27 protein-coding genes are annotated in these 26,953 nt (G+C 60.4%); 6 read left to right on the top strand and 21 right to left on the bottom strand.

Annotated elements, in window-relative coordinates; genetic code table 11:
- Positions 1-305 (top strand): transposase domain-containing protein (locus BLR31_RS08725; protein ID WP_143009351.1); only part of this gene is annotated, 305 nt, incomplete at its 5' end.
- 90 nt (positions 306-395) lie between these two features.
- Here the strand turns inward: BLR31_RS08725 and BLR31_RS08720 are convergent.
- From BLR31_RS08720 to BLR31_RS08710, 3 genes are all read right to left on the bottom strand, one after another.
- On the bottom strand, positions 396-1,685 hold the full coding sequence (locus BLR31_RS08720) for a hemolysin family protein (protein ID WP_090594781.1): 1,290 nt from the start codon (positions 1,683-1,685) through the stop codon (positions 396-398).
- A gap of 86 nt (positions 1,686-1,771) precedes the next feature.
- Positions 1,772-2,650, bottom strand: coding sequence for an RNA polymerase sigma factor RpoH (rpoH, locus tag BLR31_RS08715; RefSeq protein ID WP_090594779.1), 879 nt, complete (start codon positions 2,648-2,650; stop codon positions 1,772-1,774).
- Positions 2,651-2,870: 220 nt separating this feature from the next.
- Positions 2,871-3,875 (bottom strand): RluA family pseudouridine synthase, encoded by a 1,005-nt coding sequence (locus BLR31_RS08710; protein WP_090594776.1) that lies wholly within the window; start codon positions 3,873-3,875, stop codon positions 2,871-2,873.
- Here BLR31_RS08710 and BLR31_RS08705 point away from each other — a divergent pair.
- On the top strand, positions 3,874-4,224 hold the full coding sequence (locus BLR31_RS08705; protein ID WP_090594773.1) for a DUF6476 family protein: 351 nt from the start codon (positions 3,874-3,876) through the stop codon (positions 4,222-4,224). The two genes, BLR31_RS08710 and BLR31_RS08705, sit on opposite strands and share 2 nt — an antisense overlap.
- Position 4,225: 1 nt before the next feature.
- On the opposite strand, the gene BLR31_RS08700 is transcribed toward BLR31_RS08705, so the two are convergent.
- The 4 genes from BLR31_RS08700 to fliI form a co-directional block, all read right to left on the bottom strand.
- Entirely contained in the window at positions 4,226-5,599 is a 1,374-nt protein-coding gene (locus BLR31_RS08700) for an L-serine ammonia-lyase (RefSeq protein ID WP_090594771.1), read from the bottom strand.
- Between the two features lie 90 nt (positions 5,600-5,689).
- On the bottom strand, positions 5,690-6,028 hold the full coding sequence (locus tag BLR31_RS08695) for an MmcQ/YjbR family DNA-binding protein (protein WP_090594768.1): 339 nt from the start codon (positions 6,026-6,028) through the stop codon (positions 5,690-5,692).
- 13 nt (positions 6,029-6,041) lie between these two features.
- Positions 6,042-6,452 (bottom strand): flagellar export protein FliJ, encoded by a 411-nt coding sequence (gene fliJ, locus BLR31_RS08690; RefSeq protein WP_090594765.1) that lies wholly within the window; start codon positions 6,450-6,452, stop codon positions 6,042-6,044.
- A 60-nt stretch (positions 6,453-6,512) separates the two neighbouring features.
- Positions 6,513-7,841, bottom strand: coding sequence for a flagellar protein export ATPase FliI (gene fliI / locus BLR31_RS08685; RefSeq protein WP_090594929.1), 1,329 nt, complete (start codon positions 7,839-7,841; stop codon positions 6,513-6,515).
- A 404-nt stretch (positions 7,842-8,245) separates the two neighbouring features.
- Between fliI and ctrA the strand changes: the two genes are divergently transcribed.
- Complete coding sequence (ctrA, locus tag BLR31_RS08680) at positions 8,246-8,947, top strand: response regulator transcription factor CtrA (protein ID WP_090594763.1); 702 nt, start codon at positions 8,246-8,248, stop codon at positions 8,945-8,947.
- Between the two features lie 78 nt (positions 8,948-9,025).
- On the opposite strand, the gene BLR31_RS08675 is transcribed toward ctrA, so the two are convergent.
- The 4 genes from BLR31_RS08675 to BLR31_RS08660 form a co-directional block, all read right to left on the bottom strand.
- Positions 9,026-9,682, bottom strand: a complete 657-nt coding sequence (locus BLR31_RS08675) for a DUF2189 domain-containing protein (RefSeq protein ID WP_176762575.1) — start codon at positions 9,680-9,682, stop codon at positions 9,026-9,028.
- Positions 9,683-9,953: 271 nt separating this feature from the next.
- Positions 9,954-10,313 carry a response regulator gene (locus BLR31_RS08670; RefSeq protein WP_090594757.1) on the bottom strand — a complete coding sequence of 120 codons (360 nt, stop codon included), beginning with the start codon at positions 10,311-10,313 and terminating at the stop codon, positions 9,954-9,956.
- Positions 10,314-10,398: 85 nt separating this feature from the next.
- Positions 10,399-11,058, bottom strand: coding sequence for a histidine phosphotransferase ChpT (gene chpT, locus BLR31_RS08665; protein WP_090594754.1), 660 nt, complete (start codon positions 11,056-11,058; stop codon positions 10,399-10,401).
- A 101-nt stretch (positions 11,059-11,159) separates the two neighbouring features.
- Positions 11,160-11,588, bottom strand: coding sequence for a YHS domain-containing (seleno)protein (locus tag BLR31_RS08660; RefSeq protein WP_143009350.1), 429 nt, complete (start codon positions 11,586-11,588; stop codon positions 11,160-11,162).
- A 206-nt stretch (positions 11,589-11,794) separates the two neighbouring features.
- Between BLR31_RS08660 and BLR31_RS08655 the strand changes: the two genes are divergently transcribed.
- From BLR31_RS08655 to BLR31_RS08645, 3 genes are all read left to right on the top strand, one after another.
- A complete protein-coding gene (locus BLR31_RS08655; RefSeq protein ID WP_176762574.1) occupies positions 11,795-12,370 on the top strand; it encodes a DUF1134 domain-containing protein in 576 nt (191 codons plus the stop codon).
- Between the two features lie 161 nt (positions 12,371-12,531).
- Complete coding sequence (locus BLR31_RS08650) at positions 12,532-13,599, top strand: coiled-coil domain-containing protein (RefSeq protein ID WP_143009349.1); 1,068 nt, start codon at positions 12,532-12,534, stop codon at positions 13,597-13,599.
- Positions 13,600-13,846: 247 nt separating this feature from the next.
- Positions 13,847-15,223 carry a dicarboxylate/amino acid:cation symporter gene (locus BLR31_RS08645; protein WP_090594745.1) on the top strand — a complete coding sequence of 459 codons (1,377 nt, stop codon included), beginning with the start codon at positions 13,847-13,849 and terminating at the stop codon, positions 15,221-15,223.
- Positions 15,224-15,253: 30 nt separating this feature from the next.
- On the opposite strand, the gene BLR31_RS08640 is transcribed toward BLR31_RS08645, so the two are convergent.
- The 10 genes from BLR31_RS08640 to BLR31_RS21370 form a co-directional block, all read right to left on the bottom strand.
- On the bottom strand, positions 15,254-16,261 hold the full coding sequence (locus BLR31_RS08640; protein WP_090594742.1) for a zinc-binding metallopeptidase family protein: 1,008 nt from the start codon (positions 16,259-16,261) through the stop codon (positions 15,254-15,256).
- Positions 16,262-16,325: 64 nt separating this feature from the next.
- Positions 16,326-18,455, bottom strand: coding sequence for a flagellar biosynthesis protein FlhA (flhA, locus tag BLR31_RS08635; protein ID WP_090594739.1), 2,130 nt, complete (start codon positions 18,453-18,455; stop codon positions 16,326-16,328).
- A gap of 113 nt (positions 18,456-18,568) precedes the next feature.
- Complete coding sequence (gene flbD / locus BLR31_RS08630; protein WP_090594736.1) at positions 18,569-19,939, bottom strand: sigma-54-dependent transcriptional regulator FlbD; 1,371 nt, start codon at positions 19,937-19,939, stop codon at positions 18,569-18,571.
- A gap of 10 nt (positions 19,940-19,949) precedes the next feature.
- On the bottom strand, positions 19,950-20,237 hold the full coding sequence (gene fliN / locus BLR31_RS08625; protein ID WP_244504991.1) for a flagellar motor switch protein FliN: 288 nt from the start codon (positions 20,235-20,237) through the stop codon (positions 19,950-19,952).
- 60 nt (positions 20,238-20,297) lie between these two features.
- Positions 20,298-20,924: a FliH/SctL family protein gene (locus BLR31_RS08620; protein ID WP_090594731.1), complete on the bottom strand. Its 627-nt coding sequence runs from the start codon at positions 20,922-20,924 to the stop codon at positions 20,298-20,300.
- On the bottom strand, positions 20,921-22,000 hold the full coding sequence (gene fliG / locus BLR31_RS08615) for a flagellar motor switch protein FliG (RefSeq protein ID WP_090594729.1): 1,080 nt from the start codon (positions 21,998-22,000) through the stop codon (positions 20,921-20,923). The genes BLR31_RS08620 and fliG overlap by 4 nt, the downstream gene beginning before the upstream one ends.
- A 4-nt stretch (positions 22,001-22,004) precedes the next feature.
- A complete protein-coding gene (fliF, locus tag BLR31_RS08610) occupies positions 22,005-23,636 on the bottom strand; it encodes a flagellar basal-body MS-ring/collar protein FliF (RefSeq protein ID WP_090594924.1) in 1,632 nt (543 codons plus the stop codon).
- 275 nt (positions 23,637-23,911) lie between these two features.
- Complete coding sequence (gene sciP / locus BLR31_RS08605; RefSeq protein WP_090594726.1) at positions 23,912-24,190, bottom strand: CtrA inhibitor SciP; 279 nt, start codon at positions 24,188-24,190, stop codon at positions 23,912-23,914.
- A gap of 176 nt (positions 24,191-24,366) precedes the next feature.
- Positions 24,367-25,089, bottom strand: a complete 723-nt coding sequence (locus BLR31_RS08600; RefSeq protein ID WP_090594723.1) for a flagellar hook assembly protein FlgD — start codon at positions 25,087-25,089, stop codon at positions 24,367-24,369.
- Positions 25,090-25,098: 9 nt separating this feature from the next.
- Positions 25,099-26,514, bottom strand: a complete 1,416-nt coding sequence (locus BLR31_RS21370) for a flagellar hook-length control protein FliK (RefSeq protein WP_244504987.1) — start codon at positions 26,512-26,514, stop codon at positions 25,099-25,101.
- Positions 26,515-26,953 lie beyond the last annotated feature (439 nt).

Genomic DNA, 26,953 nt, shown 5'->3' with positions numbered 1-26,953 from the left:
CCATCCGTTATACGCTCGCCCGGCGTGCCGTTCTCGAACGCTTCCTCGTCGACGGTCGTATCGAGATCGACTCCAACATCGTCGAACGCGCCATCAGACCCCAGACCATTACGCGCAAGAACAGTCTCTTTGCCGGAAGTGACGGGGGCGGTCGCTCCTGGGCAACCATCGCGACACTGCTTACCACAGCCAAGATGAACGGAGTCGATCCTCACGCCTGGCTCACTCAGACCCTCGAGCGCATAGCCAATGGCTGGCTCAACAGCGACATCGACGCCCTCATGCCCTGGAACTATGCAGGCTGAACGGTCCTGCCTTCGCGCTTACGGGCAGTTGATGGACGGCGCGCCGCGATGAAAAAAGGGACGGCGATAACCGTCCCTTTCAGCAGTCGATCAGGGTTCGATCTCTTGGCGGCGCTTGGCGATCACCTTGTCGATGCGGCGGCCATCCATGTCGACGATCTCGAATGACCATCCATCGACTTCGAGGACTTCGCCGGTGGTCGGGATGCGCTGGAGTGTGTCGATGATGTAGCCGGCCAAGGTCTCGTACTCACGGCGTTCGGGCAGGACGATGCCGAAATGGTCGTAGAGATGATCGACCATCAGGCTACCGGCCAGGAGCCAGGACCCGTCTTCACGCTGTACGGCTTCGTCTTCCTCGCCCTCATCAAGATCCGAACGGAAGACGCCGGCGATAGCTTCGAGCAAATCGTTTGGTGTCACGACGCCTTCGAAATGGCCGTATTCGTCGAGGACCAGCGCCAAAGGAAACGCGGCGCGGCGCAGGACCTCAAGCACTTCGAGCGCTCCCATGGTGTCGGGCACAAATTGCGGCTTGTGGATCAGCTTGCGGAAGGCGCGCATGTCCTGCGGCCGATGCTCGAAATACTCGCGCATCACCAGCACGCCAATGACGTTGTCAGCGGTCTCTTCGGCGACGGGGATACGGGAGTGGCGCGCGTTGCTCAGGCGGGACTGGATGTCAGCGTAGTCATCGTCGATGATCAGGATCTCGACGTCGGTGCGCGGGGTCATGATGCCGCGGGCGCGGCGGTCGGAGAGGCGCAGAACGCCGGCGATCATGCGCTTTTCATCGCGCTCGATCACACCCGTTTCCGCGGCCTCGGCGACCATGGACTTGATCTCCTCCTCGGTTACCATGTCCTCGCTGGCTTCGCTCATGCCCAAAAGGCGGAAGATCAGTTTGGTCGATGCGTCGAGGAGCCACACGATCGGCGCGGCCACCTTGGACAGCACATTCATGGGCGGGGCGATCAGGCTGGCGATGTTTTCGGCGTTGCGCAATGCAAACTGCTTGGGCACGAGTTCGCCAATGACCACCGAAAGGTAGGTGATCACGGCCACAACACCACCATAGCCAAGCGCCGAGGCGGCGGCGGAGGGGAGCCCGGCATCGGACAGGCTTTCGGTGACCCATCCGCCGATGGTGGCGCCGGAAAACGCGCCCGCGACGATGCCGATGAGCGTGATGCCGATCTGGACTGTGGAGAGGAAGCGGCCGGGGTCTTCTGCAAGTTTTGCAGCGGCGGCTGCGCCGCGATGGCCGCGCTCGGCCATAGAGCGCAACAAGGGCTTACTGGCCGAGACGATGGCGAGTTCGGACATGGCGAACACGCCATTGAGCAGGATGAGACCTGCGACGATAGCTATTTCTATCATGGAGGACGGACAGGTCGATGACCGATCCGATTTTAACCTTCAGCTTGTTTCAGGAGCGCGCAGAATGATGGCGAAAAGGCCGCGCGTCAATGCGCGGCCTGCGACCTTGCTGCTTCCTTTACCGCGTCCTGAACCTTTTCGAAGGCCCGGACCTCGATCTGGCGGATGCGCTCGCGGCTAACTTCATACTCCTGAGCAAGCTCTTCCAAGGTCGAAGGATTTTCCTTGAGGCGTCTTGCTTTAAAGATTGCACGCTCGCGATCGTTGAGCACTTCCATGGCGCCTTCGAGGTAGCTCATGCGCTCATCGAACTCCTGGCTGTCGCCGAGGACTTCTTCCTGATCGGGAACGTCATCGACAAGCCAATCCTGCCACTGGCTGGTGCCCTCATCGGCGCGCATCGGCGCATTGAGCGAGGCATCGCCGGTCAGGCGCTGGTTCATCGAGACAACATCGTCTTCGGTGACTTTCAGCGTCGTCGCGATCTGCTTGATCTGGTCGGGATGCAGATTGCCGTCTTCGAGCGCGGCAATCTGGCCCTTGAGACGGCGCAGATTGAAAAACAGGCGCTTTTGCGCGGCTGTCGTGCCGATCTTGACCAGCGACCACGAGCGCAGGACATACTCCTGGATCGAGGCGCGAATCCACCACATCGCGTAAGTGGCGAGACGGAAGCCCTTATCGGGCTCGAAGCGCTTGACCGCCTGCATGAGACCGACATTGCCTTCCGAGATCACTTCGGAAATCGGCAGGCCGTAGCCGCGATAGCCCATGGCGATCTTGGCCACGAGGCGCAGATGCGACGTGATGAGTTTTTGGGCTGCCTGCGGGTCGGAATGCTCCTTATAGCGCTTGGCGAGCATGAATTCCTCGTCAGCATGGAGCATCGGAAATTTGCGGATTTCCTGCAGATAGCGATTGAGCCCATTTTCCGAGCTCAGGACAGGAAGATTAGACTGGGCCATTTTTTAGCACCCCCTCTTGTAAACCCCCGGGGACCCCGGCGGGTTTTGCCGCATCGACGCCCTTTACGGCACGTGTGCGGGATTATTTCGGAGTGAATATAGGTTTCAGTTGGGCGATTACATCCCCGCTCCGCAAATTTCTGGTGTTCGCGGAATGCATGGATGCGGCGCTATTGATTAATGCAACGCGAACATTGCGGTAAGGTTGCAGGTTTTGGCCTCACCCCTTTGCGAGCGCATTGGCCAGACGTTTCATATCGGCGGGCAGCGGACTTTCGAACCGGAGTGTCTCACCGCTGACAGGATGGGCAAAGCCCAACACCGCTGCGTGCAGGGCCTGACGACGCAAACCGAGGATCGCGTCGCGCGTTTCTTCTGACACCGTATTGATCTTTGTCATAAAGCCCGAGCCGTAGAGGCTATCGCCAATCAGCGGATGGCCGATATGGGCCATGTGCACGCGGATCTGATGGGTACGGCCTGTTTCGAGTTCGCAGGTCACCTGGCCGACGGACCATTTTTCGCCGTGGAAGCGTTCGTCAACTCGGTAGTGTGTGATGGCTTCGCGACCATCGTAGCCCAATACCGCCTGCTTGAGACGGTTGTGCGGCTCGCGACCAATCAAGGTCTCAATGGTGCCGATCAGCGGGTTCGGGATGCCCCAGACAAAAGCCGTATAGGCGCGTTCCAGCGGGCCCGTGCGGCCATGGTCGGCAAACTGGGCAGAAAGCCCGGCATGGGCCGCGTCAGTCTTTGCGGCGACCATGACACCGGAGGTGTCCTTGTCTAGGCGGTGGACGATGCCGGGGCGCTTGACGCCGCCGATGCCGCGCAGGCTGTCGCCGCAATGGTGGATCAGCGCGTTGACCAACGTGCCGTCCATATTGCCAGGGGCAGGGTGGACGACCATGCCGGCGGGCTTGTCGATGACGATGAGATATTCGTCCTCGAACAGGATATCGAGCGCGATGTCCTGGGGCTGCGGCTCGGCCTCAATGGGTTCTGGGGCGGCGAGAGTGATGGACTCTCCGACCTTCACGCGATATTTGGGCACATCATTGGCGGCTCCATCCACGCTGACCGTGCCTTCCAGGATCAGATCCTTGATCCGGTTGCGCGAAAAGGCGGGGAAACGGGCAGCCAGAAACGCATCGAGCCGCGTCCCGGCCTCGCTTTCGAGCACCGTGGCGTCGTGCCTATCCCCCTGGAGCTGTTCCGCTGCCATGACGCAACCTCAAGTCGATATAAACGAAGACGAACCGCTTAGCGCCGAGGCGGAGGCGGTGATGGCAAAGGCCCGGCGGCGTGCGGGGATTTCGATGCTCATCATGATGATCGGCTTTATGGCGGTTGTGCTGGTGGTTGTCTATCGGCTTGCGACCATGACGAGCCCCGTCGCTGAACAATATGGCGCGCAACAGATCGCACTGCCAAGCGGCGCGGAGATCGTATCCAGCCAGATCCAGGATGGACTTGTGACCGTCACCTATGGATTGGACGGGGCGCAGGCGATCCGGATTTTCGATGGCGAAACCGGCGAATTGGTGCGTGAGATCGCGGTGGTGGCCGAGTAGGTCAGCAGTCGGGCACCGCGACGCTGAGGCCGCCAAGCGAGGTTTCCTTGTAACGTTCGTCCATGTCGCGGCCCGTCTGGCGCATGGTTTCGATGCACGCATCGAGCGGGACGATGTGGCTGCCATCGCCCTGGAGCGCCAGGGAGGCTGCGGCGACGGCCTTGACCGCGCCGAGCCCGTTGCGCTCGATGCAGGGCACCTGGACGAGGCCGCGGATGGGGTCGCAGGTCATGCCCAGATGGTGTTCGAGCGCGATTTCCGCGGCGTTTTCGATCTGCGCATTGGTGCCGCCTAAGGCAGAGCAGAGGGCGGCGGCGGCCATGGCGGAGGCTGAGCCGACTTCGGCCTGGCAACCTGCTTCGGCGCCCGAGATCGACGCGTTGTATTTGATGAGCCCGCCAATGGCGGCGCCGACCAGCAGCATTTCGGGGATCTTGTCGCGACTCGCGCCGGGCACATGGTCGAGATAATAGCGGATGACGGCGGGAAAAACGCCGGCGGCGCCGTTGGTGGGGGCCGTGACGACCTGTCCGCCGGCGGCATTTTCCTCGTTTACGGCCATGGCGTAGGCGGAAAGCCAGTCGATGGCGGAATGGAGCGGCATGTCGTTGCGGCCGGTCTTGCCCGACATGTTCTCAAAGATCGCCTTGGCGCGGCGCTTGACCTTGAGGCCGCCGGGGAGTTCGCCGGTGGTGCCGAGGCCGCGGGTGATGCAGGCATCCATGATGTCCCAGATGCCGATCAGCCGTTCGGCGAACGCCTGCCCATCGAGACGGGCGCATTCGTTCTTTCGCTTCATCTCGGCGATGGAGAGATTTGCAGCAGCGCCCATTTCGAGCATTTGCTGTGCGCTGGCGAACGGGAAAGGGACATTGTCGGCAGGGGTTGCGGGCATGTCGCCGACTTCGATTTCTTCGAGGGTTTTGACGAAGCCGCCGCCGATGGAGAAATAGGTCTCTTCGGCAATTACTGAGCCATTGGCGTCGAGCAAGGCAAACCGCATGCCGTTGGGATGCGCTTCGAGCCGCGTGGCGCGGTCGATGATGAGGTCGGCTTCGGGATCGAGAGCGATGGTCTTGCCGTCGACATCGAGCGTCTTGCGCTCGGCGAGAGCGGCCAAAGCGGCTTCCGCCTCGGCCTTGTCGTAGGTTTCGGGCGCAAAGCCGAGCGCTCCGGCGAGCACTGCTGCGTTGGTGCCGTGGCCGACACCGGTATAGGCAAGCGAGCCGTAGAGCGTGATTTGCAGTCTTCCGTCGTCGGTGATTGTCGTGCCGTGGGTGTCAAGGAAGCGCCGAGCGGCGAGCATCGGCCCCATCGTGTGGGAAGATGACGGGCCGACGCTGACCTTGAAGACGTCGAAAACCGATACAAACATGCGCTCTCCCTTGATGCCGGTATCTGGCGTTCACAGGAGCCAATAGAACAAATTTGCGTGCGTCAAGCGAGTTTTGGCGGTGTTCTTGCTCTATCGCGCGGGATCATAGGCGGAAATCTGCCGTTTCGTCGCTTTGGCGCGCCAAATCGTTTCGAAGAGACCACGGAACTGGTCCTCATCGATGTCCGCGAGCCGGATCAGCACGTAAGGATAGTCGCGGTAGTGCTCGGTGATGAAAAAGCGCCCGGGATCGGCTTCGAGCAGCATGTCGCGCTCGTCGATTGAGGGGCGTTGCAGGGCGATGATGCCGGGCTCGCGTTCGCGCAGGATGAATTTGGTGCCCAGCTTGATCGACGGGGTGCCGTGGGTGACAGCCTGGGTGACGCCGGGATAGTCGAGGCAGATGGCGATGAGGTCGTCATATGTCATGACGACGGCCCGGTCAGCGGCGGTAGCGCAGGCGTCCGATCTCGTCGAACTCGGCCTGTTCGCGCTTTTGCTGCTCGTCCTTTTCGCGCTGATGTTCGCGCTGGTCGAGCAGTTCGACCTTTTTCAGGTCTTCGATGGCTTCGGCCAGAACGTCCTGGGCGGCTTCGAGCTTGCCGCGCATGTCGTTGGCGGAGTTTAGGAGATTATCGCGGCGCGAAATCGCGGCCTTTGCGAAGGTCGAGTAGGCGAAATGGGCGACGTCTGAAATGCCGGTCTTTTTGTGTTCGATCTCGATCTGCTGGTCGAGTTCGGCGGCCATGCGTTCGAAGTCGGCGACCATCGATTCGATCTGAAGGACCTGGCGGCGCTTTTCATCGACCTGGAATTTCTTCAGGCGGATCAGGCTCGCGCTCTTGGACTTCATGACTTGTACTCCTTACTCACCAAGCCGTCGGCCGGCTGTCTGAGCCGCCCCACCCCATCATCAGGCTTCCCCGCCCATCGTCTCCAATATCGTCGCCAGCAGATTGTAGCCGTCAGCGATGTTGGTTCGCTCATCCGATCGTTGGCCCAAAAACGCCTCCAACGCCGGGCTGAGCGCGATAGCGCGGTCAACCTTGGGATCTGATCCTTTGCGGTATGCCCCCAGTCGGATCAGCTCCTCCATGTCGGCATAAACCGACATCAGTTCGCGCGCCTTGGTCAAAGTGGGCCGGAAATCCTCCGGCACGCATCCTGGCATGGTGCGCGATACGGAGCGAAGCACATTGATGGCGGGGTAGCGTCCCCGCTCGGCAATCGCACGCTCCATCACGATGTGACCATCCAGAATTCCGCGTACGGCGTCCGCAATGGGCTCATTGTGATCATCACCTTCCACCAAAACGGTAAATAGACCGGTAACAGACCCCGAATTGCGCAATCCCGGGCCGGCGCGTTCGAGCAAACGGGGAAGTTCGGTGAAAACCGTCGGTGGATAGCCCTTGGCGGTGGGTGGTTCTCCGATGGCGAGGCCGATCTCGCGCTGGGCCATGGCAAAGCGCGTGAGACTGTCCATCATGCACAGGACGCGCTTGCCCTGGTCGCGGAAATATTCGGCGAGCGTCATGGTGAGATAGGCGGCCTGACGGCGCATCAGGGCGGATTCGTCTGAGGTGGCGACGATGACGATCGCCTTCTTCATGCCCTCTTCGCCAAGCTGCTCGGAAATGAACTCCTGAACTTCGCGGCCACGTTCACCGATCAGGCCGATGACGGAGACGTCGACATCGGTATTGCGGGCCAGCATCGACATCAGAACCGATTTGCCCACACCGGAACCTGCGAAGATCCCCATGCGCTGGCCATCGCAGCAGGTGGCGAAGGTGTTGAGGCATCGGACGCCAAGGTCGATGGGGCCGCCCACGCGGGCGCGCTCATGGGCGGGCAGCGGTATGTTGCGCAGTGTATAGGGTGAGGTGCCGCGCATCAGGGGCGCGCCGCCGTCGATGGGTTGGCCCTCGGCATTGATCACGCGGCCGAGCCAGCCATTATGGGGATAAACAGCACCGTCGTGGCCGGCAAAGACTGCCTTGCAGCCGAGGCGCACGCCTTCGACCGGGCCGAAGGGCAAGCAAAGGGCGAGGCCGTCCCTAAAGCCGATGATTTCGCAGGCGAGATGACTGCCCGATTGGGTTTCGATCGATACCCGACCGCCCACGCGCAGTTCCCGCACGGGGCCGATGACCTCGATCAGAAGGCCCTGAACGGTTTTCACCCGTCCGAAAACCTCGATCTCGTCGATGGAGTCGATGTCAGAGATCAGCGACTGCACGAAAGCGGCACTCCAATTGCGCACATGATTCGGCCTTTGTGAGGCCACATTGGTAACTCAACCTTAAGGTTATGGCGATATTGCCAGAAGTTGAGCAATTTATTTCGCTGCAGTGCGGCGGCCACTGCTCGTTCCCCTTCAGACCAGTTTCAATGAGTCCCAAGAGTCGGTTGAAGGGCTTTCTTAACGTTGTGGATTAAGAAAATTTTTCGTTAATTCCCTTTATATATCAATGGTTTAGTTATTGTCACAGTTAATACACTTCGCATATTGCGTGGTTGAATTAAACTTTGTTAACTAATTGACGTTAGCTTCGAAGCGTACCCAGTAGGGTTTGGTTAAGGGTCGCGGTTCGGTCCGGGCTCGGTCCCACGTAGGGACAGGTTGGATTTAAGGGGATTGGCATGCGTGTGCTCTTGATAGAGGACGACAGCGCTACGGCGCAGAGCATCGAGTTGATGCTCAAATCCGAGAGTTTCAATGTGTACACCACCGACCTCGGTGAGGAAGGTGTCGATCTGGGCAAGCTCTATGATTATGACATCATACTGCTTGATCTCAATCTGCCGGACATGAGCGGTTATGAAGTGCTGCGCACTCTCCGCGTGGCCAAGGTTCAGACCCCGATCCTGATCCTTTCCGGTCTGGCAGGCATCGAAGACAAGGTTCGCGGCCTCGGGTTCGGCGCCGACGACTACATGACCAAGCCGTTCCATAAGGACGAACTGGTCGCTCGCATTCACGCCATCGTGCGCCGTTCCAAGGGCCATGCCCAGTCGGTCATCACGACAGGCGATCTCACCGTCAATCTGGATACCAAGACCGTTGAAGTCGGCGGTCAGCGCGTTCATCTGACGGGCAAGGAATACCAGATGCTGGAGCTGCTTTCGCTCCGCAAAGGTACGACGCTCACCAAGGAAATGTTCCTCAACCATCTCTATGGCGGGATGGATGAACCGGAACTCAAGATCATCGACGTGTTTATCTGCAAGCTGCGCAAGAAGCTCTCGGTTGCGACGGCCGGCAAGAACTACATCGAAACCGTTTGGGGCCGTGGCTATGTGCTACGCGAGCCCGACGAAACTGAGCTGGCCGAAAGCGCCTGAACGGCGCTCACAGAGCTGGTCTGAAAACCGTCCCGTGCGCAAGCGCGGGACGTTTTCGTTTCAGGGTCTACGGCTAAGCTAACCGACCATCTTGCGGTACAGATGCCAAGTTGCGTGTCCGAGGATGGGTAGTGCCAGGGCCAGGCCGACAAATTGCGGCAGTGATGCGATAAATACGATCACGGCGACGATCAGGCCCCATGCCAGCATGGGTACTGGATTGGTTTTGAACGCGCGTAGCGAGGTTGCGATGGCGTGTCCTGTGCTTCCGCCCTTGTCGACCAGAAGCGGGAAGGCGATGGCTGTAGTGGCCAAAACCAAGAGCGCAAATCCCAAGCCGACAAGATTGCCCCAAAAGAGCAATGCCATCCCCTCGGGTGTTGTGAAGGTCATCGTAAGCAGTTCCAGCACCCCTTCTGGTCGGCTGGCACCCATGAATGTGCCATAGAGCGCTGCAGCGCAGGCGATCCACGCCGCAAAGATTACGGCCAGCATGATCCCAAGGGCCACAATAGCGCCAAGAGCAGGGTGTCTGGCGATACCCAGAGCGTGGCGAGGGCTATCATCGAGCCCGGCTTCGCGTCGGCGACTGAGCTCGTAAAGTCCGATCGCGGCCACCGGGCCGAGAAGGGCAAACCCTGCCGCAAGAGGGTAAAGCAGTGCGAACGTATCGCCGCCAGCGCTCCAGACGGCGAGCAGGATGCCGACCGCAGGATAGATGAGGACGAGGAACATGTAGTGGGACGGGTGACGCCAATAGTCCGCCGCCCCCTTGGAAAGGGCGTCAACGACGTCGCTGATTGAGATTTTGCGGATATCGAGCGTGGGCTGGGCGTAAGCGCTTAATATGGGGGTTTCGAACGCAGGCTTTCCGGGCTCCCGTTTTTACAGGGCGCGGTGCCATGTCCGCAGTCTGGAGCGCGGCACACCGCGCGGTTCAGCATGGAGATGATACGCCTTGCCGGATTGGTTTGCGCCTCGTGTCACGCAGATGTGTGCAGCGGGCTTAAACGAAGGGCTGGAACTTGGCTTCCAGCGTTGGCTGGTCGAAGGGCTTGAGCATATGGTCATTGGCGCCGGCCTTGCGGGCCATGGCGATCTGACCGATGTCGCGCTCGGTCGTGCAGAACACGACCTTGGGTTTATCGCCGCCATTGTAGCCGCGCAGGGATTTCAGAAATTCGATCCCGGACATGATGGGCATCTGCCAGTCCAGAAAGATGACGTCGGGCATTTCCCGCGTGCATTTGTCGAAGGCTTCCTGACCGTCCTCGGCCTCATCGACAATGAAATCCATATCCTCGAGCATACGCCGGGCGACTTTGCGGATGACGCTGGAATCGTCGACGATCAGGCAGGATTTCATGCCAAGGCTCCATGCTCTCGTCGGCACGCTTGACGGCGCCGACAGACCAGGAAGACTAGGCCACAATCGTTAGGAAAATGGAAAATCAGTCGATATCGTGCGGGAGCGGATCTGCCGTGAAGCGCAGGAAGTCACCGTCAAGCGTCAGATTGATCCCCATATGGCTCTCGCGCGCCAGGATGCCCGTATAGAAAGGCTGGATGCCACGCGCATCGACCGAGCCTTCCTCGGGCATGCCGGCCAAAAGTCCCTGAACCGCGTTCGGCATCAGAACCTTGGGGCCAGTCGATGTGATGGTGAAATTCTCGCGCCCGGCATCGCCTTCGACTTCGACAGTGACGGTGCCGCCGCGCGGCACACCAGCGACGGAAATCAGCAGCATGTTAAGCAGCAATTTGGCCTTGTTCTTGGGTAGCAGCATCGGGGTGACCTTCCATTCAAGGTCAGCCTTTTCACCGGCAAACAAAAGGCTCGCGACGCGCTCGGCTTCGCGTGTGTCTATATCAGATCCAGCCGTCGAGGACGCGCCGAACGCGAGCCGAGCGAATTCGAGCTTGGCACGCGCCTGACGCGAAGAATTTTCGATCAATTCCTTGGCGAAAGCCTGCATGTCGACCTGGGTGGGGTCCGAAAGAACCTCGAGACCGTTGCCGATTGCGCCGACGGGATTGATCAGGTCGTGGCAAACCCGCGAACACAGCATGGCCGCCAGGTCTGGGGCGCTCAGCTCGATAATGCTCGTCATGTCTCGGTTCTGCCTTTCGCTCACGAATCATTGAGTGCACTTTACAGTGCCGTCACAGTGGGGCAACGCCGTGGTGGCGCGTGCCGCCCGTTTCGCCCAGCTTAGTGTGCCAGATTGGCCTGCGATTGAAACCGGGGCAGGGCGTCCCAATTGTCGATCGCCGTCGCCAGTTGCGGAGCGCGCGACATGTCAAAAGCTTCTCTATTGCCGACGGAATGAAACAGCAGGAGCCGGTCGGCGACGATGCGAAATATCTGCGGATTGCCATCCGAGAGGAAGCCACGGGCCATGGATGTTGTGCAATGGCCGCCGAACATGGGGGCGTAAACCTCTGGCGCAGCTATGAAAACGTCACGGTTGGCGGCGGATGAAAAGTACCAGGCGGCTCCGCCCCATTCGTATTCGTAAAGCGGCGTACCAGCGATCGCGGCGTCCTCAGTGAAATATGCGACGGGATCGTAACCCGATATGGCGACCCCGGTCAGCACATTGGTCACATAGCCTTTTTGCTGCGCGTGAGCGGGCGCCATGGCCGCTGCGAACACGATTGCAAACAAAACGGCGTAAGACTTTGTAAGGGTTAAGATTTGTTTACCTCTTTGCCGCATTATTGCTCACTGGAACCGTTATGCTGGTGGGGGCGAGTCGGTTGATCATAACGCGAGGCCGTTTGGCCTTGGTTAACCGGACACGCATATCGCACAACACGAACGCGACAGTTGGGAGCATTCTCGTGATGATCAATCGCCTCTTTGCAGCACTGGTTCTGGCAATCGGCCTTGCCGCCGGTCCAGCCACTGCGCAGACGCAGCAGGGCGGATCGCTGTCCGACACCTATTCCAGCGAAGAAATCATGACCGCCGGCCATCAGTTCTTTGGCTCGGTCGCTCAGGGGCTCGCATCGCTGATCGAGCGCTCGTTTGCTGAATACGGACAGCCCAATGGCTATATCCTCGGCCAGGAGGGCGGTGGCGCGCTGTTTATCGGTGCGCGCTATGGCGATGGCACGCTTTACACCCGCAACGCGGGCACTCATCAGGTATTCTGGCAGGGGCCGAGCCTTGGGCTCAACATCGGCGCCGATGGCAGCCGGGTGATGATGCTGGTCTATAATCTGCCAGCCGTTGACTCGATTTATGACCGCTTTCCCGGGGTCGAAGGATCGATCTATGCCGTCGGCGGGCTGGGCATGACCGCGCTCAAGCAAGGTGATGTCTATGTCGTTCCGATCAGCTCGGGAATCGGCCTTCGCGCCGGTATATCCGTCGGGTACCTTAACTTCACACGCGAACCCACCTGGAACCCCTTCTAGCCCTTGCGAGTTCACGCAAGTGTGGTGGGTTTGAGGGCTGCTTTATTGCGCAGGCAATGACTCGGTGACACATCTCAGGTAAGGTTACCTGACGCCATCCAGTGGCGCAGTTTAGACTCGCGTGCGAATATCGGTGAGACCCCAAGGCCGGGGAGAGGTGCATGGTAATTGAATACGGAATGTATTTTGCGCTCGGCTTTCTCGCTGCCGCATTGATTGCGATCGCCATCGGCCCGGCCTTCTGGCGCCGCGCTGTGAGGCTGACCAAACGCCGCATCGAAGCTGCAACACCCGTCACGCTTTCAGAATTCAGAGCGGATAAGGACAAGCTGCGTGCCGAGTTTGCCATCGCGCTGCGCAAGCGCGATTTGCGCGTCGAGGCGCTGCTGGAAAAGCTGACGGCGCGAATCGTTGAGCTGGATGCAGCGCGAATCGAATTGACTGCACTTAAGTCGGAACGCGACGAACAGTTTTCCGCGATCGAAGCCTATCGGTTGCGTGAGACTGAACTGGTCGCACACATTCGTGATCTCGAGCGTGACAGCGCAGCGCTGGCTGCGCGCGTGCGGCGCTCCGATGATGATTTCGCCGATATCGACCCCGATCTTTTGCCTGAACAGCCAGAGACCATCTCCGCCGAGCAGTTGAGCGGCGATTATCGCGCGGATGTGGAAGACCTGCTGACGGCGCTTTCGATCGAGCGCCAGCGCAATTCCTATCTCGAAGAACAGACGCGCATGTTGTTGGCGCGGATCGAAAAGAAAAAGAAGAGCGGGCTGAAGGACGAAGCCATCGCCATGCTGCGTGATACGCTCGCAGCGCAGTCCGATCCCGAGAGCGAGGCGCGGGTGGCACTGCGTCGGGCCGAGGCCCGGATTTCTGGCGCCGAAAGCCGGCTCAATGCATTGCTTGCCGAGACCACCGGCGATGCCGACGGCGACATAACCGTGCCGTCGGGTGCCGTGCGATTGCTGGCCGAGGATTTTTCGGCGGGCGAACAGGAGGGCCAAATCCGTGAGCGCGTTGAAGGGTTGGAGGGCAAGGTGATGGCTGATTGGCAAACCGAGCGCTTTGACGCTGACCATTTGCGCGGTGAACTCAAGGCGATTGCCGCCGACGTCTCGCGTCTGGTTTATGCAGAGGATGCTGAAGACACAAAGGGGCTCTCCGAAAGCCTGTTTGATCGGGTGAGCAAATTTGCCGGTGACGACGTCGAGCTCCTAGGGTAGCCTGATCGTATTCTCGAGACCAGCGGACCGGTCAGCGATCGCATGACAGCGCTTCGCGACAAGTTTGCATCCCATAGCTGAGCTACTCACGGTTGATTTCCAATAAATTGGAATTTTGAGGCAGGATATTTCGCCCGAGCGGAACCTGCCACAACACTGCGCCTTGGCTACGGGCAGTGAGAGGCGTAGATTTTGCCTAATTGACGTGCATCCCGGACCCCCGTGTGCACAATTGCAAGAGGCAAAAATGTCGTCCATCTCCCAGGGTGGGGAGCGCCGCAAGACGCCGAAACCCTTCTATACATCCTTCGGCTTCCAGGTTCTGGTGGCTCTTGTTCTCGGTCTGGTGCTCGGGCTCATCGCCCGCCAGATGGGCCCCGGCGCCGACGGCCCCAACTGGCTGGTGCAGACGCTTTCGACCATCGGGTCGAGCTTTGTGTCGCTGCTCCGCACCATAGTTCCGGTGCTGATTTTTACCGCCATCGTTGCGTCTATCGCCAATCTGCGTGAGCTCAACAACGCGGCGCGGCTGGTCTGGCAGACGCTGTTGTGGTTTGCGATTACAGCGTTGATTGCGGTTCTGATCGGTATCGCGCTCGGCCTCATCATTCAGCCGGGCGTCAACACCGCTGTCACCGAAGCGGCGGCACGGGCTCCGGCGCGGACCGGATCATGGCTCGATTTCCTGACAGGGCTGATCCCGTCCAATATCTTGGGGCTTCAGGCTTCAACTTCGCTCAACGATAGCGGTGCATCGACCAGCTTGAACTTCAACGTGCTCCAGATTCTGGTGATCTCGATTGCGGTGGGTATCGCGGCGCTCAAGGTCGGCGATGCTGCCAAGCCGTTCCTCGAGTTCAACCGCGCTTTCCTCAAAGTCATTCATAAGCTGCTGTGGTGGATCATTCGGCTGACCCCGATCGCTACGGTCGGCCTTCTGGGCAATGCGGTTGCCGTTTATGGCTGGGAAACACTGGCGCAATTGAGCTGGTATGCTGCGGCGATCTATATCGGTCTCGCCATCGTCTTGCTCGTTGTCTATCCGACGCTGCTCACGGTTCATGGGCTCAATCCCATCCGCTATTTCCAGGGCGCCTGGCCAGCGATCCAGTTTGCGTTCGTGTCGCGGTCCTCGATCGGTACTTTGCCGATTACCGAACGCGTGACGGAAAAGAACCTCGGCGTGCCGCGTGAATATGCGAGCTTTGCCGTGCCTCTCGGTGCCACGACCAAGATGGACGGGTGTGCCTCAATCTATCCGGCGATCTCTGCGATCTTTGTCGCGCAGTTCTTCGGCATCAATCTCGGCCTGCAGGAATATCTGCTGATCGTTTTCGTCGCGGTGATTGGTTCGGCGGCGACGGCTGGTCTCACCGGTGCGACCGTCATGTTGACCCTCACGCTGTCGACGCTCGGCTTGCCGCTCGAAGGCGTTGGTCTTCTGCTGGCCATCGACCCGATCCTCGACATGGGCCGCACCGCGGTGAACGTGGCTGGTCAGGCCCTGGTGCCCACGATCGTCGCCAAGCGGCAGGGTATTCTCGATCAATCGGTCTACGACAAGGACCACGAGATCGATGCGCTTGATACGGGGCCGACACCGGCCCCGGTTCCGGCGGAGTAAAGGAGAAGGGAGGCTTTGAGCCTCCCTTTTTCAATTGGGCCGCTGATGTGTAAGGCGGGCTATAAAACCAAGCTTTTGCGCGATCGCGTCCGAAAGAACGAATGGATACGCATCTGGAAGGCCCATCGAGCGGTTGAGCTCGTTGAGCATAACGCTGACAGCCACCCAGCTATCGATCAGGTCGGCGATGTCGTTGGTGCGGTAGGGATCGAAATCCACTTCGGCAGAGAGGTCACCAGAGCGATCGCGTCTTGGGGCAATCGAGATGCCAAAGCTGCGCGCGGTTTCCAGCGTATCGACGATGTGGAGATAGTGCGCCCAGGTCTCGGCGAAATCCTCCCAGGCGTGGGCGCTGGCGTAGGACGACACGTAATGCTCTTCCCAGTCCGCGGGCGCACCATTGGCATAGTGTCGCTTGAGGGCTTCGCCATAGTCCTCGGTGTCGTCGCCGAACACCGCGCGGCATTCCTCGAGCAGGGGCGTGCCGTCGACGAGAATATCCCAATAGTAATGAGCAACCTCATGCCGGAAGTGCCCGAGCAGGGTTCTATAGGGCTCGCCCATGTCCGAGCGACGTTTTTCGCGTTCGGGGTCATCGGCTTCCGCAAGGGCAATGGTGATGACGCCCTCGGCATGGCCTGTCATGACCTTTTCGCCATTGGGATCATCGGCGAGGAACCGGAACGACAGCCCGCGAACCGGATCTTCATCCTTGGTGATCAACGGCAGGCCGAGCCGGACGAGGCTGTAGAAAAGCCGCTTTTTGGCCCGCTCCAGCGTTTGCCACTGGGTGAGATTATCGGGGTCCGATAGATCGGGCACGGTCTCGTTATGCCGGCACGCGATGCACAGCCCACCTGCTGGCGCGATCCAGTTGCAAGCGCCGTGTTGGGCGTTTTCGCAATAGGGCTGGCTCTCGGATATAGCGACCATGGAATTGGTCTGCGGATCGTACCCGATCATCGTCCCGCATTGGCCACAGGCGGAGTTTTCGAAGTGAACGACCTGGCGGCAGTTGGGACAGGCAAAAAGACGCATCGGGGATCCCCTTGATCATGCGCCTCGGAAACGCCAGCGGGAACTGGCGGTTCCGCTCGTTGCCCTAGATACTGCCGACCGTCCGTAGCTTGATGCGCGGGTGGACTTCATTCTGGCTCATCACCACCGTTTGCGGGCGGAACCGCTCGACGATGGCACGGACGTGCGGACGGATATGAGGCGATGTGATCAGTACAGGGATTTCACCCATTTGCGCGGCGTGCTCGAAGCCGTTCTGGATGCCGACAATAAACTGCTGCAGTTTCGAGGGCGCCATGGCCAGATGGCGTTCGTCGCCTTCACCGATCATCGCTTCGGCGAAATCGCGCTCCCAATTGGGCCCGAGAGTGAGCAATGGCAAATTACCATCCATGCCCAGATTGGCCGCGCAAATCTGACGCGCGAGGCGCGAGCGGACGTGCTCGATGATCTGTCCCGTGTTGCGGGCTGATCCTGCGATTTCTGCCACTCCTTCGAGGATTGTCGGCAGGTCGCGGATGGAAACACGTTCGCTCAGGAGACCCTGAAGCACGCGCTGGATGCCTGAAACCGTAATCAAAGACGGCACGATGTCTTCGACGAGCTTTTGCTGGTCTTTATCGAGACCGGACAGCAGCGACTGGACATTGGCATAGCTCAAAAGATCGGCGGTGTTGGCCTTTAGCACTTCGGTCAGGTGCGTCGAAATTACCGTCGAGGGATCGACGATGGTCAGGCCCTGGACTTCGGCTTCGTCGCGCAGCGCCATGTCGATCCAAGTGGCGGGAAGTCCGAACGTGGGCTCCACGGTGTTCTGGCCGGGCAGGGTGATCTTGTTGCCATAGGGGTCCATGACCATGAACTGATTGGCGTGGACTTCGCCGTGGCCGGCTTCGACTTCCTTGATCTTGATTTTGTAGAGGTTGGGTTCGAGCTGCATGTTGTCGAGGATGCGGACAGCGGGCATCACGAAACCCAATTCGGTCGCCAACTGGCGGCGTAGGGCCTTTATCTGCTCGGTCAAACGGTCGGTGCCGGAATCGTCTTCCTTGACGAGGCTCAGAAGCCCGTAGCCGAGTTCGAGCTTGAGTTCATCGATCTTGAGACTGTCGGTGATTGGCGCTTCCGAAGGCGATGCGGCAGCGATCTGCGCCTTGTTCTCATTGGCCAGTTTCTCCGTCTCGACGGCGCGTTCGGCCTTGTGGCGCTTGGCCGAGGACCAGGCAAGATAGCCGACCGCGCCACCGAGCGTGATGAACGGAATGAGCGGCATGCCCGGAACGAGCGCCATCATGAACATCACGCCCGCGCTCATGCCCAGGGCGATCGGATAGCCGGTAAACTGGGTAGTTAGGGCCTTGTTGGCCGAGCCGCTCACGCCGGCTTTGGAGACGAGGATACCGGCAGCGGTCGAAACGATCAGCGCTGGAATCTGGCTAACGAGGCCGTCGCCGATGGTCAGAAGCGAATAGTTGCCGCTCGCTTCCTGGACGGTCAGGCCCATCTGCAGCGTACCGATGAGAATGCCGGCGATCACGTTGATGAAGGTGATCAAGAGTCCGGCAATGGCGTCGCCGCGCACGAATTTTGAAGCACCGTCCATGGCGCCAAAGAACGAGCTTTCATCTTCGAGCGTCTTGCGGCGGTTCTTGGCTTCGATTTCATCGATCAGGCCTGCCGAGAGATCGGCGTCGATGGCCATCTGCTTGCCCGGCATGGCGTCGAGGTTAAACCGCGCCGCAACTTCCGCGATACGACCCGAACCCTTGGTGATGACGATGAAATTGACGATCAACAGAATCGCGAAGACGATCACGCCGATGATGAAATTGCCGCGCGTGACGAAATTGCCGAAGGCTTCGATCACATGGCCGGCTGCAGCCGTTCCGTTATGTCCTTCCGCCAGAATGAGGCGTGTGGACGCGAGGTTGAGTGCCAGGCGGAACATTGCCGACACCAGCAGCACCGTCGGGAAAGCGGAGAACTCGAGCGGGGTCTGGATGAACAGCGAGGTCATCAGGATCATCACGGAAAAGACGATCGAGAAGGCCAGCAGGATGTCGAGCAGCATCGCCGGCATCGGCAGGATCAGGACCGACAGGATCACCACAACGCCAATCGCCAGCCCGGCGTTGGACTGGCGAATGACATCGAACACGGCGTTGATGCGGCCCATGGGCGAAGTCTGGACGGCGGTCGGGCTGGTGTCGGTCATGGGGCGGAAAATACTATCTGTCGGAGAAGGGTGTCGCAGCACAGCGGCCGATCCCACACCCCGATGCGCACCGGCAACCGGCGGCGGTGGGGGCGGGAGCGGCGCCGCGATTGTCATGCGGCGCTAAAGCGTTGTTCGCCGGGGGCGGGGATGGAACTCCCCTCATCGGCGTATTGGTTGAGCTTGTTGCGCAGCGTGCGGATCGAGATGCCGAGGATATTGGCGGCGTGGGTGCGGTTGCCCAGGCAGTGGTTGAGTGTATCGAGGATCAATTCGCGCTCCACATCGGCCACGGTGCGCCCGACCAATGCGCGGGTTGCGGCATCCGCGGCGAGCGCAGCCTGGCTGACCAGCGAGTGGTTGGCGATGGATTCCGACAGGCCCGTTCCGTCCGGCATGCGGATGGCTTCGGGTTCGATGACATCGCCCGACGACAGCAGTACTGCGCGGTGCAGCGTGTTTTCGAGTTCGCGAACATTGCCCTGCCAGGGCGCGCGCAGCAGTTCATCGCGGGCGGCCTGGCTCAGAACGCGCTGGGTCAGACCGTTCGCCGCCGAATAGCGGGCTACGAAATGCTCCGCCAAGGCGATGATGTCGCCGGGGCGCTCTCGTAGGGCAGGGAGCTTGAGGTTGACGACGTTGAGCCGGAAGAGCAAATCCTCGCGGAAGCGGTTTTCGCGCACTTCGATCGCCAGATCGCGGTTGGACGTGGCGAGGATGCGGATGTTGACGGGCACGGGCTTGGTGCCGCCGACGCGGTCGATGATGCGTTCCTGAATGGCGCGCAGCAGCTTGGCCTGCAGGCGGAAATCCATTTCCGAGATTTCGTCGAGCAGAAGCGTTCCGCCATTGGCTTCCTCGAACTTGCCGATGCGGCGGGCGACGGCGCCCGTGAAGGCGCCTTTTTCGTGCCCGAACAGTTCGGATTCAAGCAGGTGCTCGGGGATGGCGGCGCAATTGATCGAGATGAACGGGCGGTTGGCACGCTTGGAGCGGGCGTGGAGATATTTGGCCATCACCTCCTTGCCGGTGCCGCTTTCGCCGGTGATCAGAACCGATGCGTCCGAGCCTGCGATTTGATCGGCGAGCTTGACGACGCGCGCCATGGCCGGGTCGCGGAACAGGAAATCCGAGCTTTCCTTAGCGACGGCGGCGATCACGGCCGCAATCAGTTCGGCATCCGGGGGCAGGGGGATATATTCCTTGGCCCCGGCGCGGATGGCGTTGACGGCTGCGGCGGCGTTGGTTTCGGTGCCGCATGCGACGACCGGAATATGGATGCGCTCGCCTTCGAGGGCCGCGATCAGAGCCGGGATGTCGATCATCACGTCGACCAGCAGCAGATCTGCACCCTTGCCGGCGCGCAGCGTCGCCAAGGCAATGTCGATGCTGCCCGCATGAGAGACTTTAGCGCCACCATCCATGGCCATCTTGCTGGCCTGGCTGAGCTGTCCTTCGAGGGCTCCAATAATCAATAAGCGCATGGTGGACCCCTTAGCCTGCCTTGATGATTTCGGTCATCGTGACGCCGAGGCGTCCTTCGACCAGTACGATTTCGCCACGTGCCACGAGGCGGTCGTTAACGTAGATGTCGATGGCTTCGCCGACCTGGCGGTCGAGTTCGACCACCGAGCCGACATCCATCTTGAGCAGTTTGGCGACCGGCATGCGGGTACGCCCGAGGACCACCGAGAGGCGGACGGGAACGTCAAACACCGCTTCGAGATCGTTGGCGGTCTTTTCCCCTCCCGCGCCATCATCCTCATTCATATCAGCCAGCATTTCCTCAAAGGAGATGCCGTCGGAGACGGTCTGGATATCGTCTTCGCCATTGGCCATGGACTAGTCTCCCTGCCTGGCTCCGCGTGCCGCCAGATAAGCGGATACGCGAGCATTGATTTCGGATGAAATGGCGTTGATGTCGCGCACGAGGCCGCCATCGGCCCATTCGATGCGTCCGTCGCCGAGCTTGATATCGGGATCACCGAGGACGACGAGGCGTCCGGAAAAGCCTGAGACCTTCATGCGCTCTTCGGCGGCGGCGCGCATGGCGTCGCAAAGGTCGGGATGGCAGCGGATCACCAGATGCGGGGCTTTTTCCAGCGAGGCCATGCATTCGGAAACCAGTGCCGCGAGTTCGGTCTGCGGTTGGCGGGCGATCAGGTGCGCCGCGAGCTTTCTGCCGACCGAGGCCGCAAGGTCGACGGAATCGGCCAAATGACGTTGCTCATAGGTTTCGATATCGGCGAGGGCTTCTGCAACCTGCGCGGCGAGTTTATCGGCTGCGGTGGCGAGCGTTTTGGCCGATTGCGCCTCGACGGTCTGCTGTCCAGCGCGCAGGCCCTGCTGGTAGCCGTTCTGGCGTGCGGCCGCGATGAGCGCTTCGAACTCGCTCTCGGGCAACACCTTGTTGGGGGCCGGCTTATGGGCGAGGTCGAGGTCGAAGGTGAATTTGTGTGCGACACTCACAGCACCATCTCCTCATCGGCCTTGCCCTTGTTGATGACGATGTCACCCCGAGCCGAGAAATCTTTTGCTGTGTTGACGAGGCGCGACTGGGCTTCGTCCACATCCTTGAGACGCACGGCGCCCATGGCGTCCATGTCGTCGCGCATCATATTGGCGGCGCGGGCCGACATATTGGCAAAGAAGAATTCGCGTGCGCCTTCGGACGCGCCCTTGAGGGCCAGCGCCAGTTCGCGCTTGTCGAAGTTCTGCAACAGCGTCTGGATGGCAGCGGATTCAAGCCGGGTCAGATCGTCGAAGGTGAACATCAGCGCCTTGATGCGCTCGGCGCTGTCGCGGCTGAGATCTTCGAGCGCGGTGATAAAACGCGCCTCGGTCTGGCGATCGAATGCGTTGAAGATGTCGGCCATCTGCTCGTGGCTGTCGCGGCGCTGGGTGTGGCTGAGCGTCGACATGAATTCTGTGCGCAAGGTCGCCTCGATCTTTTCGAGGATTTCCTTTTGCACCGGGTCGATAGAGAGCATGCGCTGAACGACATCGAGCGCCAGTTCTTCGGGCAGCACCGCCAGAACGCGCGAGGCGTGCTCGGTTGAAATCTTGGTCAGGACCACGGCAATGGTCTGGGGATATTCGTTCTTGAGATAGCTCGCGAGGATGTCTTCCTGAACGTTCGAGAGCTTTTCCCAGATGTTGCGGCCGGCAGGGCCCCGGATTTCCTCCATGATCTGCTCGACGCGATCCTTGGGCAGGAACGAGAGCAGCAAGCGCTCGGTGGTGTCGGAATTGCCCGACATCGAACCCGAGGACGATACGCTCATGACGAACTCGCCAAGGAGGTCGTCGAGCATGGATTGGGTGATCGGGCCGAGCCGGACCATGGCGCGCGAAAGCTGGCGGATTTCGATTTCGTCGAGTTCGTCCCAGATTGGGCGGCCGAAATCGGGGCCGAGCGCCAAAAGAAGCACGGCGGCCTTTTCGTCGCCGGACAGCTGGCGACCGCCCTTGTCATTGTCGATCACAAGGCCCTTGGCCTTGTTTTCGGCTTCTACACCTGTGCTTTGGGGATTGGTCAGAGCCATAGGATTACGCGGCCTCGCTCAGCCAGTCGCGGACGACCAGCGAAGCTTGCTTGGGATTTTCTTCTACCAGTTCGCCGACCATTTTAAGGGTCTTGATCTGAGTCTCGCCGAGCGATTTCGCCTGCTCGAGCCAGGCATCGGTGGCTGCCTCGCGGTTGCGGATGGCAAGGGTGGCGTCGGCCATCTGGTTTTCCTGATAATCAGCAGGAACGCTGGCGGCTTCGGGCAGTGCGAGCGGCTTGGGTTCGGGCGCGAGCACTTTTTTCACCAGTGGGCGCATCACGAAGAACACCAGCGCGAGGGCGATCAGGAGGGTCACGATCATTTCGGCGAGATTGACCAGATCGTCGCGGCTGAACTCGAAAGGTCCCGGCGCTTCGGTACCCACTTCGATGCCGGGACGCTCTGCGAACTGCATGTTGGAGACCTGCAACTGGTCACCACGGGTCTCGCTGAAGCCCATCGCGGTGCGGACGAGTGCGGTGATCTGGTCGATCTCGGCCTGACTGCGCGGTGCGTAGATGGCGTTGCCCTCTGCATCGTAGGTGTAAATGCCGTCGACAACCACGGCGACCGAAAGCTTTTCGATGCCACCGGCTTCGGTGACCCGGGTCTCGGTGGTCGAGGAGATCTCGTAGTTGAGGGTTTCCTCGAAGGTGTCGGACGAGGTCTGCGTGCCGCCATTGGCCGTGGCTTGCTCGCTGGCGCCGGGCAGCTCGTTGGCAACGGTGACCTGGCCGGAATTGCCAGGGCCAGTCGACTGGTCGCCGGTTTCCAGGGTCTGGGCGGAGCGGACGACCTGGCTTTCGGGATCGAACGTTTCCGACGTGCGGGTCGAGCGATTGAGGTCGAGTTCGGCGGAGACCTGAACCCGGGCGCGGCCTAGGCCTACGACCGAGGCCAGGAGCTCTTCGATGCGGGTGCGCATGCGGTTTTCGATGCCGACCGCGCGCTCTTCCATGGCCTGGGCAGTAACGCTCAATGTCTCGTCACCGGTGCCCGATGCCAGGAGGTTGCCAGCGCTGTCGACGATCGAAACGGCGTTGGGCGAAAGGCCTTCGATGGCGGAGGCGACGAGGTGCTGAACGGCACGGATTTCGCCGGTGGAGAGCTGGCCGCGCACGGTCAGAACGATCGAGGCCGATGGCTGCTGCACTTCGCGGCGGAACAGTTCACGCTCGGGCAGAACGAGGTGGACGCGGGCGGACTGGACGCGGCTCAGGGCACCGATGGTGCGGGCCAGCTCGCCCTCAAGAGCGCGGATGTGGTTGATATTCTGGACAAAACTCGTCGCGCCGAGGGTGTTCTGGCTGTCGAAGATTTCGTAGCCGACCTGGCCGCGGACCGGCAGGCCGTTTTCGGCCAGCGACATGCGGATTGTGGTGATCTGGTCGCGCGGGACCAAAATGGTCGAGCCGTCATTGCGCAGCTCGTGCGGGGTGGCCGATGCATTGAGTTCTGCGATGATTGCGGAAGCGTCGTTGAGCTCGAGATTTGTGTAGAGCGGGGCCAGTTGGGGGGTGGTCGAGCGGATAATGATGAAGGCGAAAAATCCGACCAGCATCACCGCTACCACGGCCATCGCTGCAATGCGCGCGACGCCGAGCTTGGTCAGCAGTTCCCCCAATTGATTCACGCAATACCCCTGCCAAGCATATTTTTTGACTAATGGCACCAAATCAGGGTGCCCCCAAACTGGGCAAAATATGCCTAGCGGATGGTAAACAAGGTGTTAACCAATTGCCGCAGATTGCAATTTGTGGGCAAATTGTGCCGATCGGGCGGCGAAATGGGTTAACATTCGCTTGCGGCAGTAATGGCTTGGCGTATCAGCATAAACAAAGCCCGCCGCGGTGTCGCGACGGGCTTTGGGGTTACGCTCGTATGCCGGAATGTGGCGCCTTGTGGGCGTTAACCTTCCCGGTAGTGCTGGATCCAGGTCGTACGCAGGCCAGCGAGGCCATGCTTGTCGATTGCTGCCTGCCAGTTCAGGAACTCGTCAACGCTCAAAGTGTAGCGTTCACAAGCTTCTTCCAGGCTCAACAGGCCACCGCGGACGGCGGCCACGACTTCCGCCTTGCGGCGAATGACCCAGCGCTTCGTGTTGGCCGGTGGCAGATCCGCTATTGTGAGCGGGCTACCATCGGGACCGATGACATACTTAACGCGCGGACGCATCTGTACGGTCATTTTACTCTCTACTCAACCTGACCATAAGCAGTGTTCACACTAGCGTGTTGCGCTTAAAATTTGGCTAAGCGGAAACTTACAAGGCGTTAAGAGCGACTGCAAAATGCCACAAGGCCGCTCGGATGAGGAGCGGCCTTGTGTGTTGATATATATAGAGAAAAGATAAAATGGGGCGATCAGGCGGCCTGATCCTGCTCATTGCCGCCTGAATTTCCGCCACCATTTTCGCCACCGTTGCCAGTTTTCGTGCTGGTCACTGAAGTGATCGAGGAGAGGGGGATTCTGAGGTCGCCGATGAGGATGTAGGGCTCAGATCCGCTGACGTCGACGCCTTCGACGACGCCGCGCATTTCGGTGGTGACGGGGATGTAGCGGCCGTTTTCGTCGCGGGCGTCGATGGTGATGGAGAAACGCCCGGAATTCAGCTTTTCGCCAGTCGAGGTGGTGCCGTCCCAGACGATCTGATCGGTGCCAGCGCGGACGGAAATGGTGTCGGTAAAGACAGTATTTCCGGATGAATCCTTGATGGTGACGGTTGTATTTTGGGCAGCGGAATCAACGCGATAGACCCAGCTGGCGCGGCCATCGATCAAATCGGTGGAGGCGCCGGAGGCGGTGACGGTCTTGCCGATATAGCCAACGGCCTGGGTATTGGACGCATTCTGGGACGACAGCATCATCGTCTCGAGAAATTCATTGGTCTTAAGTTGTTGTTCCACCGAGGTAAATTGCACCAGTTGCTGGGTGAACTGGGCGGTGTCCATGGGCTCGAGAGGGTTCTGGTTCTTGAGCTGGGTGATCAACATCTGAAGGAAGGTGTCGAAGTTATCGGCGATGGTCGAGCGCGAGTTATTGAGGCTCGAATTGGTGCCAGATGATGCTGAAATGCCGTCGACCATGATCGTTCCTTAAACCCAGAGATTGACTGCATCGAGCCGCGCGTAACCCCGCATATATGGGTTGGGATCGGCGTTTGTGGCGGTGATCGACGCGTCTATATTGAGGTTGGCGACAGTATCGTGCGACCAGCCGGGTTTTTCGCCATCATCCCAGGCGTTTCCACCCTCCTGATTGAGCGAAAATTCGAGATTTGTCTTGCCGGGATCGATGCCCGCATCTTCGAGCGCCGCCATCAGTGCGCGCTGATCGCGCTGGAGCAGGTCGAGGGTTTCGCTGCGCTCGACCGCGAGGCGGGCGATGACGTTGCCGGAGGTGTCCATCTCCATTCGCACGTCGATGCGACCCAATTCGGATGGATTGAGACGGATTTCGAAACGGTTGATGCCGTTCTGCACATGGCGGGAAATTTCCGCGGCGATGTGGGGGAGATTGATCTGGGCGTCGGGGCGCTGATAGGCGGCGGCCTCGGGGCGTGCGCCGGGGGTGGTGGCGCCGACGGACTGGGTCGCTGTTTGTCCCGCCGGGGTGATGAGACCATCGGGGGCGTCGAGTTCGGCGGGGGTGGGGGCTGTGGATGCGCCCGCGCCCGTGCCGTTCTGATTTTGCGATCCGGCGCCATTTTGGTTGGCGGCGTTGCCGGCGGGCTGGGTGGCCGCGTCGGATTTGACGAGGGTGCGTTCGCTGCCTTCGGCCGTGTCGGTCGTGTTGCGCTGTTCGGCCTGGGTGCGGGCCGTGACGGGATCGGCGGCGTCGGCGGCGGGATCGGCTGCCGCGATGGCGGTGAGCGGGTTGAGCTTGGTTTCGCTTTCGATCTGGCGCGGATTGATCGCGGCGGACGCGGCTTCGGACTGGGCCTTGAGCAGCGCTGCCGATTGGGCGTCGAGCGTCTTGGTCATGGCGGTAAGACCGGCTGCGAGATCGGGCGCATCCTTGCGCACGCCGTCGGCCAGTTTTGCGAGAATTTGCGAGAGCCTGTCGAGCGGGCCGGTGGCGCCGTCGTCGCCAGAGGCGCCAAGGCCCAATTGGGCGGCGAGATCGGCGACGCGGGCGAAGATCGGAGCATTGGGGCCGGGCAGGGGGATATCTTCGCCCAGGAGATCGCTGATGCCGGCGAGCAGGTCTTCGAGGTCCTTGAGCGCCGATGCGTCGAGCGGCGCGTCGTCTTCGAGACGGGTGCCGAGGGCTTCGAGACGGCCCAAAAGTTCACCCAGAAGCGTTGCGAGTTCGGCTTCGCCTTCGGTGGGGGGCGTAAGGGTCGGCGCGGCCTGTGCGCCGCCGATGATATGGCGCGCGGCGCTCGTTGTGCCCAGCGTGGCGTTGAGCAGATCGACAAACCCCTCCACGGCCCCGCTGGAGGCGCGATTTGCGCCTTGCTGGGATGTGGAGGCGATGATGTTGCCGGGCATGCCGATCGCTGTGGTCACGATGGTGGTCTCGCAAGAATAGAGTTCGTCGCGATCAGTGATGCAAGCGGCTTGCCAAGTCGGGGCGCGGTGGAGAGGTTAAGGAAATCAAGGGGTTGATGGGGCGCTGGATGAGTGCGCGGCGGGGGCGGGCGGCAGGATGTGTCGGGGAGGGGGAAGATTTTGCCGGGGGGTGCATACTTGCCGCTTCTCGGCAGACGGTGAAGACTGCACGTCCGCACTTCGACTGCAACGCGCCCTCATTGCGGTCGTGCGGTGCGGCAGACCCAAACCCGAATGCTTCACACATCATGCTACAAGGCAGGGTCTTCAACCACCGCCGAGCTTGTTGCGGTTCAGTACGCGCTGCTATCTTCAGTTGTGCAGACACAATTTTGTTGCGGCGTTGGATAAGCTGCTATTCAAGTCAATGCCATGTCATATAAACAGACAGCATTAT

Origin of the sequence: Pelagibacterium luteolum (assembly GCF_900100665.1) — a bacterium.
Taxonomy (GTDB): domain Bacteria; phylum Pseudomonadota; class Alphaproteobacteria; order Rhizobiales; family Devosiaceae; genus Pelagibacterium; species Pelagibacterium luteolum.
This window is presented reverse-complemented; position numbering and strand designations above follow the sequence as displayed.

Bases quoted from the DNA above. Each gene is read 5' to 3' on its own strand.
- BLR31_RS08720 (WP_090594781.1), bottom strand. From the start codon at position 1,685: ATGATAGAAATAGCTATCGTCGCAGGTCTCATCCTGCTCAATGGCGTG.
- rpoH (WP_090594779.1), bottom strand. From the start codon at position 2,650: ATGGCCCAGTCTAATCTTCCTGTCCTGAGCTCGGAAAATGGGCTCAAT.
- BLR31_RS08705 (WP_090594773.1), top strand. From the start codon at position 3,874: ATGACGCAACCTCAAGTCGATATAAACGAAGACGAACCGCTTAGCGCC.
- BLR31_RS08710 (WP_090594776.1), bottom strand. From the start codon at position 3,875: ATGGCAGCGGAACAGCTCCAGGGGGATAGGCACGACGCCACGGTGCTC.
- BLR31_RS08700 (WP_090594771.1), bottom strand. From the start codon at position 5,599: ATGTTTGTATCGGTTTTCGACGTCTTCAAGGTCAGCGTCGGCCCGTCA.
- BLR31_RS08695 (WP_090594768.1), bottom strand. From the start codon at position 6,028: ATGACATATGACGACCTCATCGCCATCTGCCTCGACTATCCCGGCGTC.
- fliJ (WP_090594765.1), bottom strand. From the start codon at position 6,452: ATGAAGTCCAAGAGCGCGAGCCTGATCCGCCTGAAGAAATTCCAGGTC.
- ctrA (WP_090594763.1), top strand. From the start codon at position 8,246: ATGCGTGTGCTCTTGATAGAGGACGACAGCGCTACGGCGCAGAGCATC.
- BLR31_RS08675 (WP_176762575.1), bottom strand. From the start codon at position 9,682: ATGTTCCTCGTCCTCATCTATCCTGCGGTCGGCATCCTGCTCGCCGTC.
- BLR31_RS08670 (WP_090594757.1), bottom strand. From the start codon at position 10,313: ATGAAATCCTGCCTGATCGTCGACGATTCCAGCGTCATCCGCAAAGTC.
- chpT (WP_090594754.1), bottom strand. From the start codon at position 11,058: ATGACGAGCATTATCGAGCTGAGCGCCCCAGACCTGGCGGCCATGCTG.
- BLR31_RS08660 (WP_143009350.1), bottom strand. From the start codon at position 11,588: ATGGCGCCCGCTCACGCGCAGCAAAAAGGCTATGTGACCAATGTGCTG.
- BLR31_RS08655 (WP_176762574.1), top strand. From the start codon at position 11,795: ATGATCAATCGCCTCTTTGCAGCACTGGTTCTGGCAATCGGCCTTGCC.
- BLR31_RS08650 (WP_143009349.1), top strand. From the start codon at position 12,532: ATGGTAATTGAATACGGAATGTATTTTGCGCTCGGCTTTCTCGCTGCC.
- BLR31_RS08645 (WP_090594745.1), top strand. From the start codon at position 13,847: ATGTCGTCCATCTCCCAGGGTGGGGAGCGCCGCAAGACGCCGAAACCC.
- BLR31_RS08640 (WP_090594742.1), bottom strand. From the start codon at position 16,261: ATGCGTCTTTTTGCCTGTCCCAACTGCCGCCAGGTCGTTCACTTCGAA.
- flhA (WP_090594739.1), bottom strand. From the start codon at position 18,455: ATGACCGACACCAGCCCGACCGCCGTCCAGACTTCGCCCATGGGCCGC.
- flbD (WP_090594736.1), bottom strand. From the start codon at position 19,939: ATGCGCTTATTGATTATTGGAGCCCTCGAAGGACAGCTCAGCCAGGCC.
- fliN (WP_244504991.1), bottom strand. From the start codon at position 20,237: ATGCTGGCTGATATGAATGAGGATGATGGCGCGGGAGGGGAAAAGACC.
- fliG (WP_090594729.1), bottom strand. From the start codon at position 22,000: ATGGCTCTGACCAATCCCCAAAGCACAGGTGTAGAAGCCGAAAACAAG.
- sciP (WP_090594726.1), bottom strand. From the start codon at position 24,190: ATGACCGTACAGATGCGTCCGCGCGTTAAGTATGTCATCGGTCCCGAT.
- BLR31_RS08600 (WP_090594723.1), bottom strand. From the start codon at position 25,089: ATGGTCGACGGCATTTCAGCATCATCTGGCACCAATTCGAGCCTCAAT.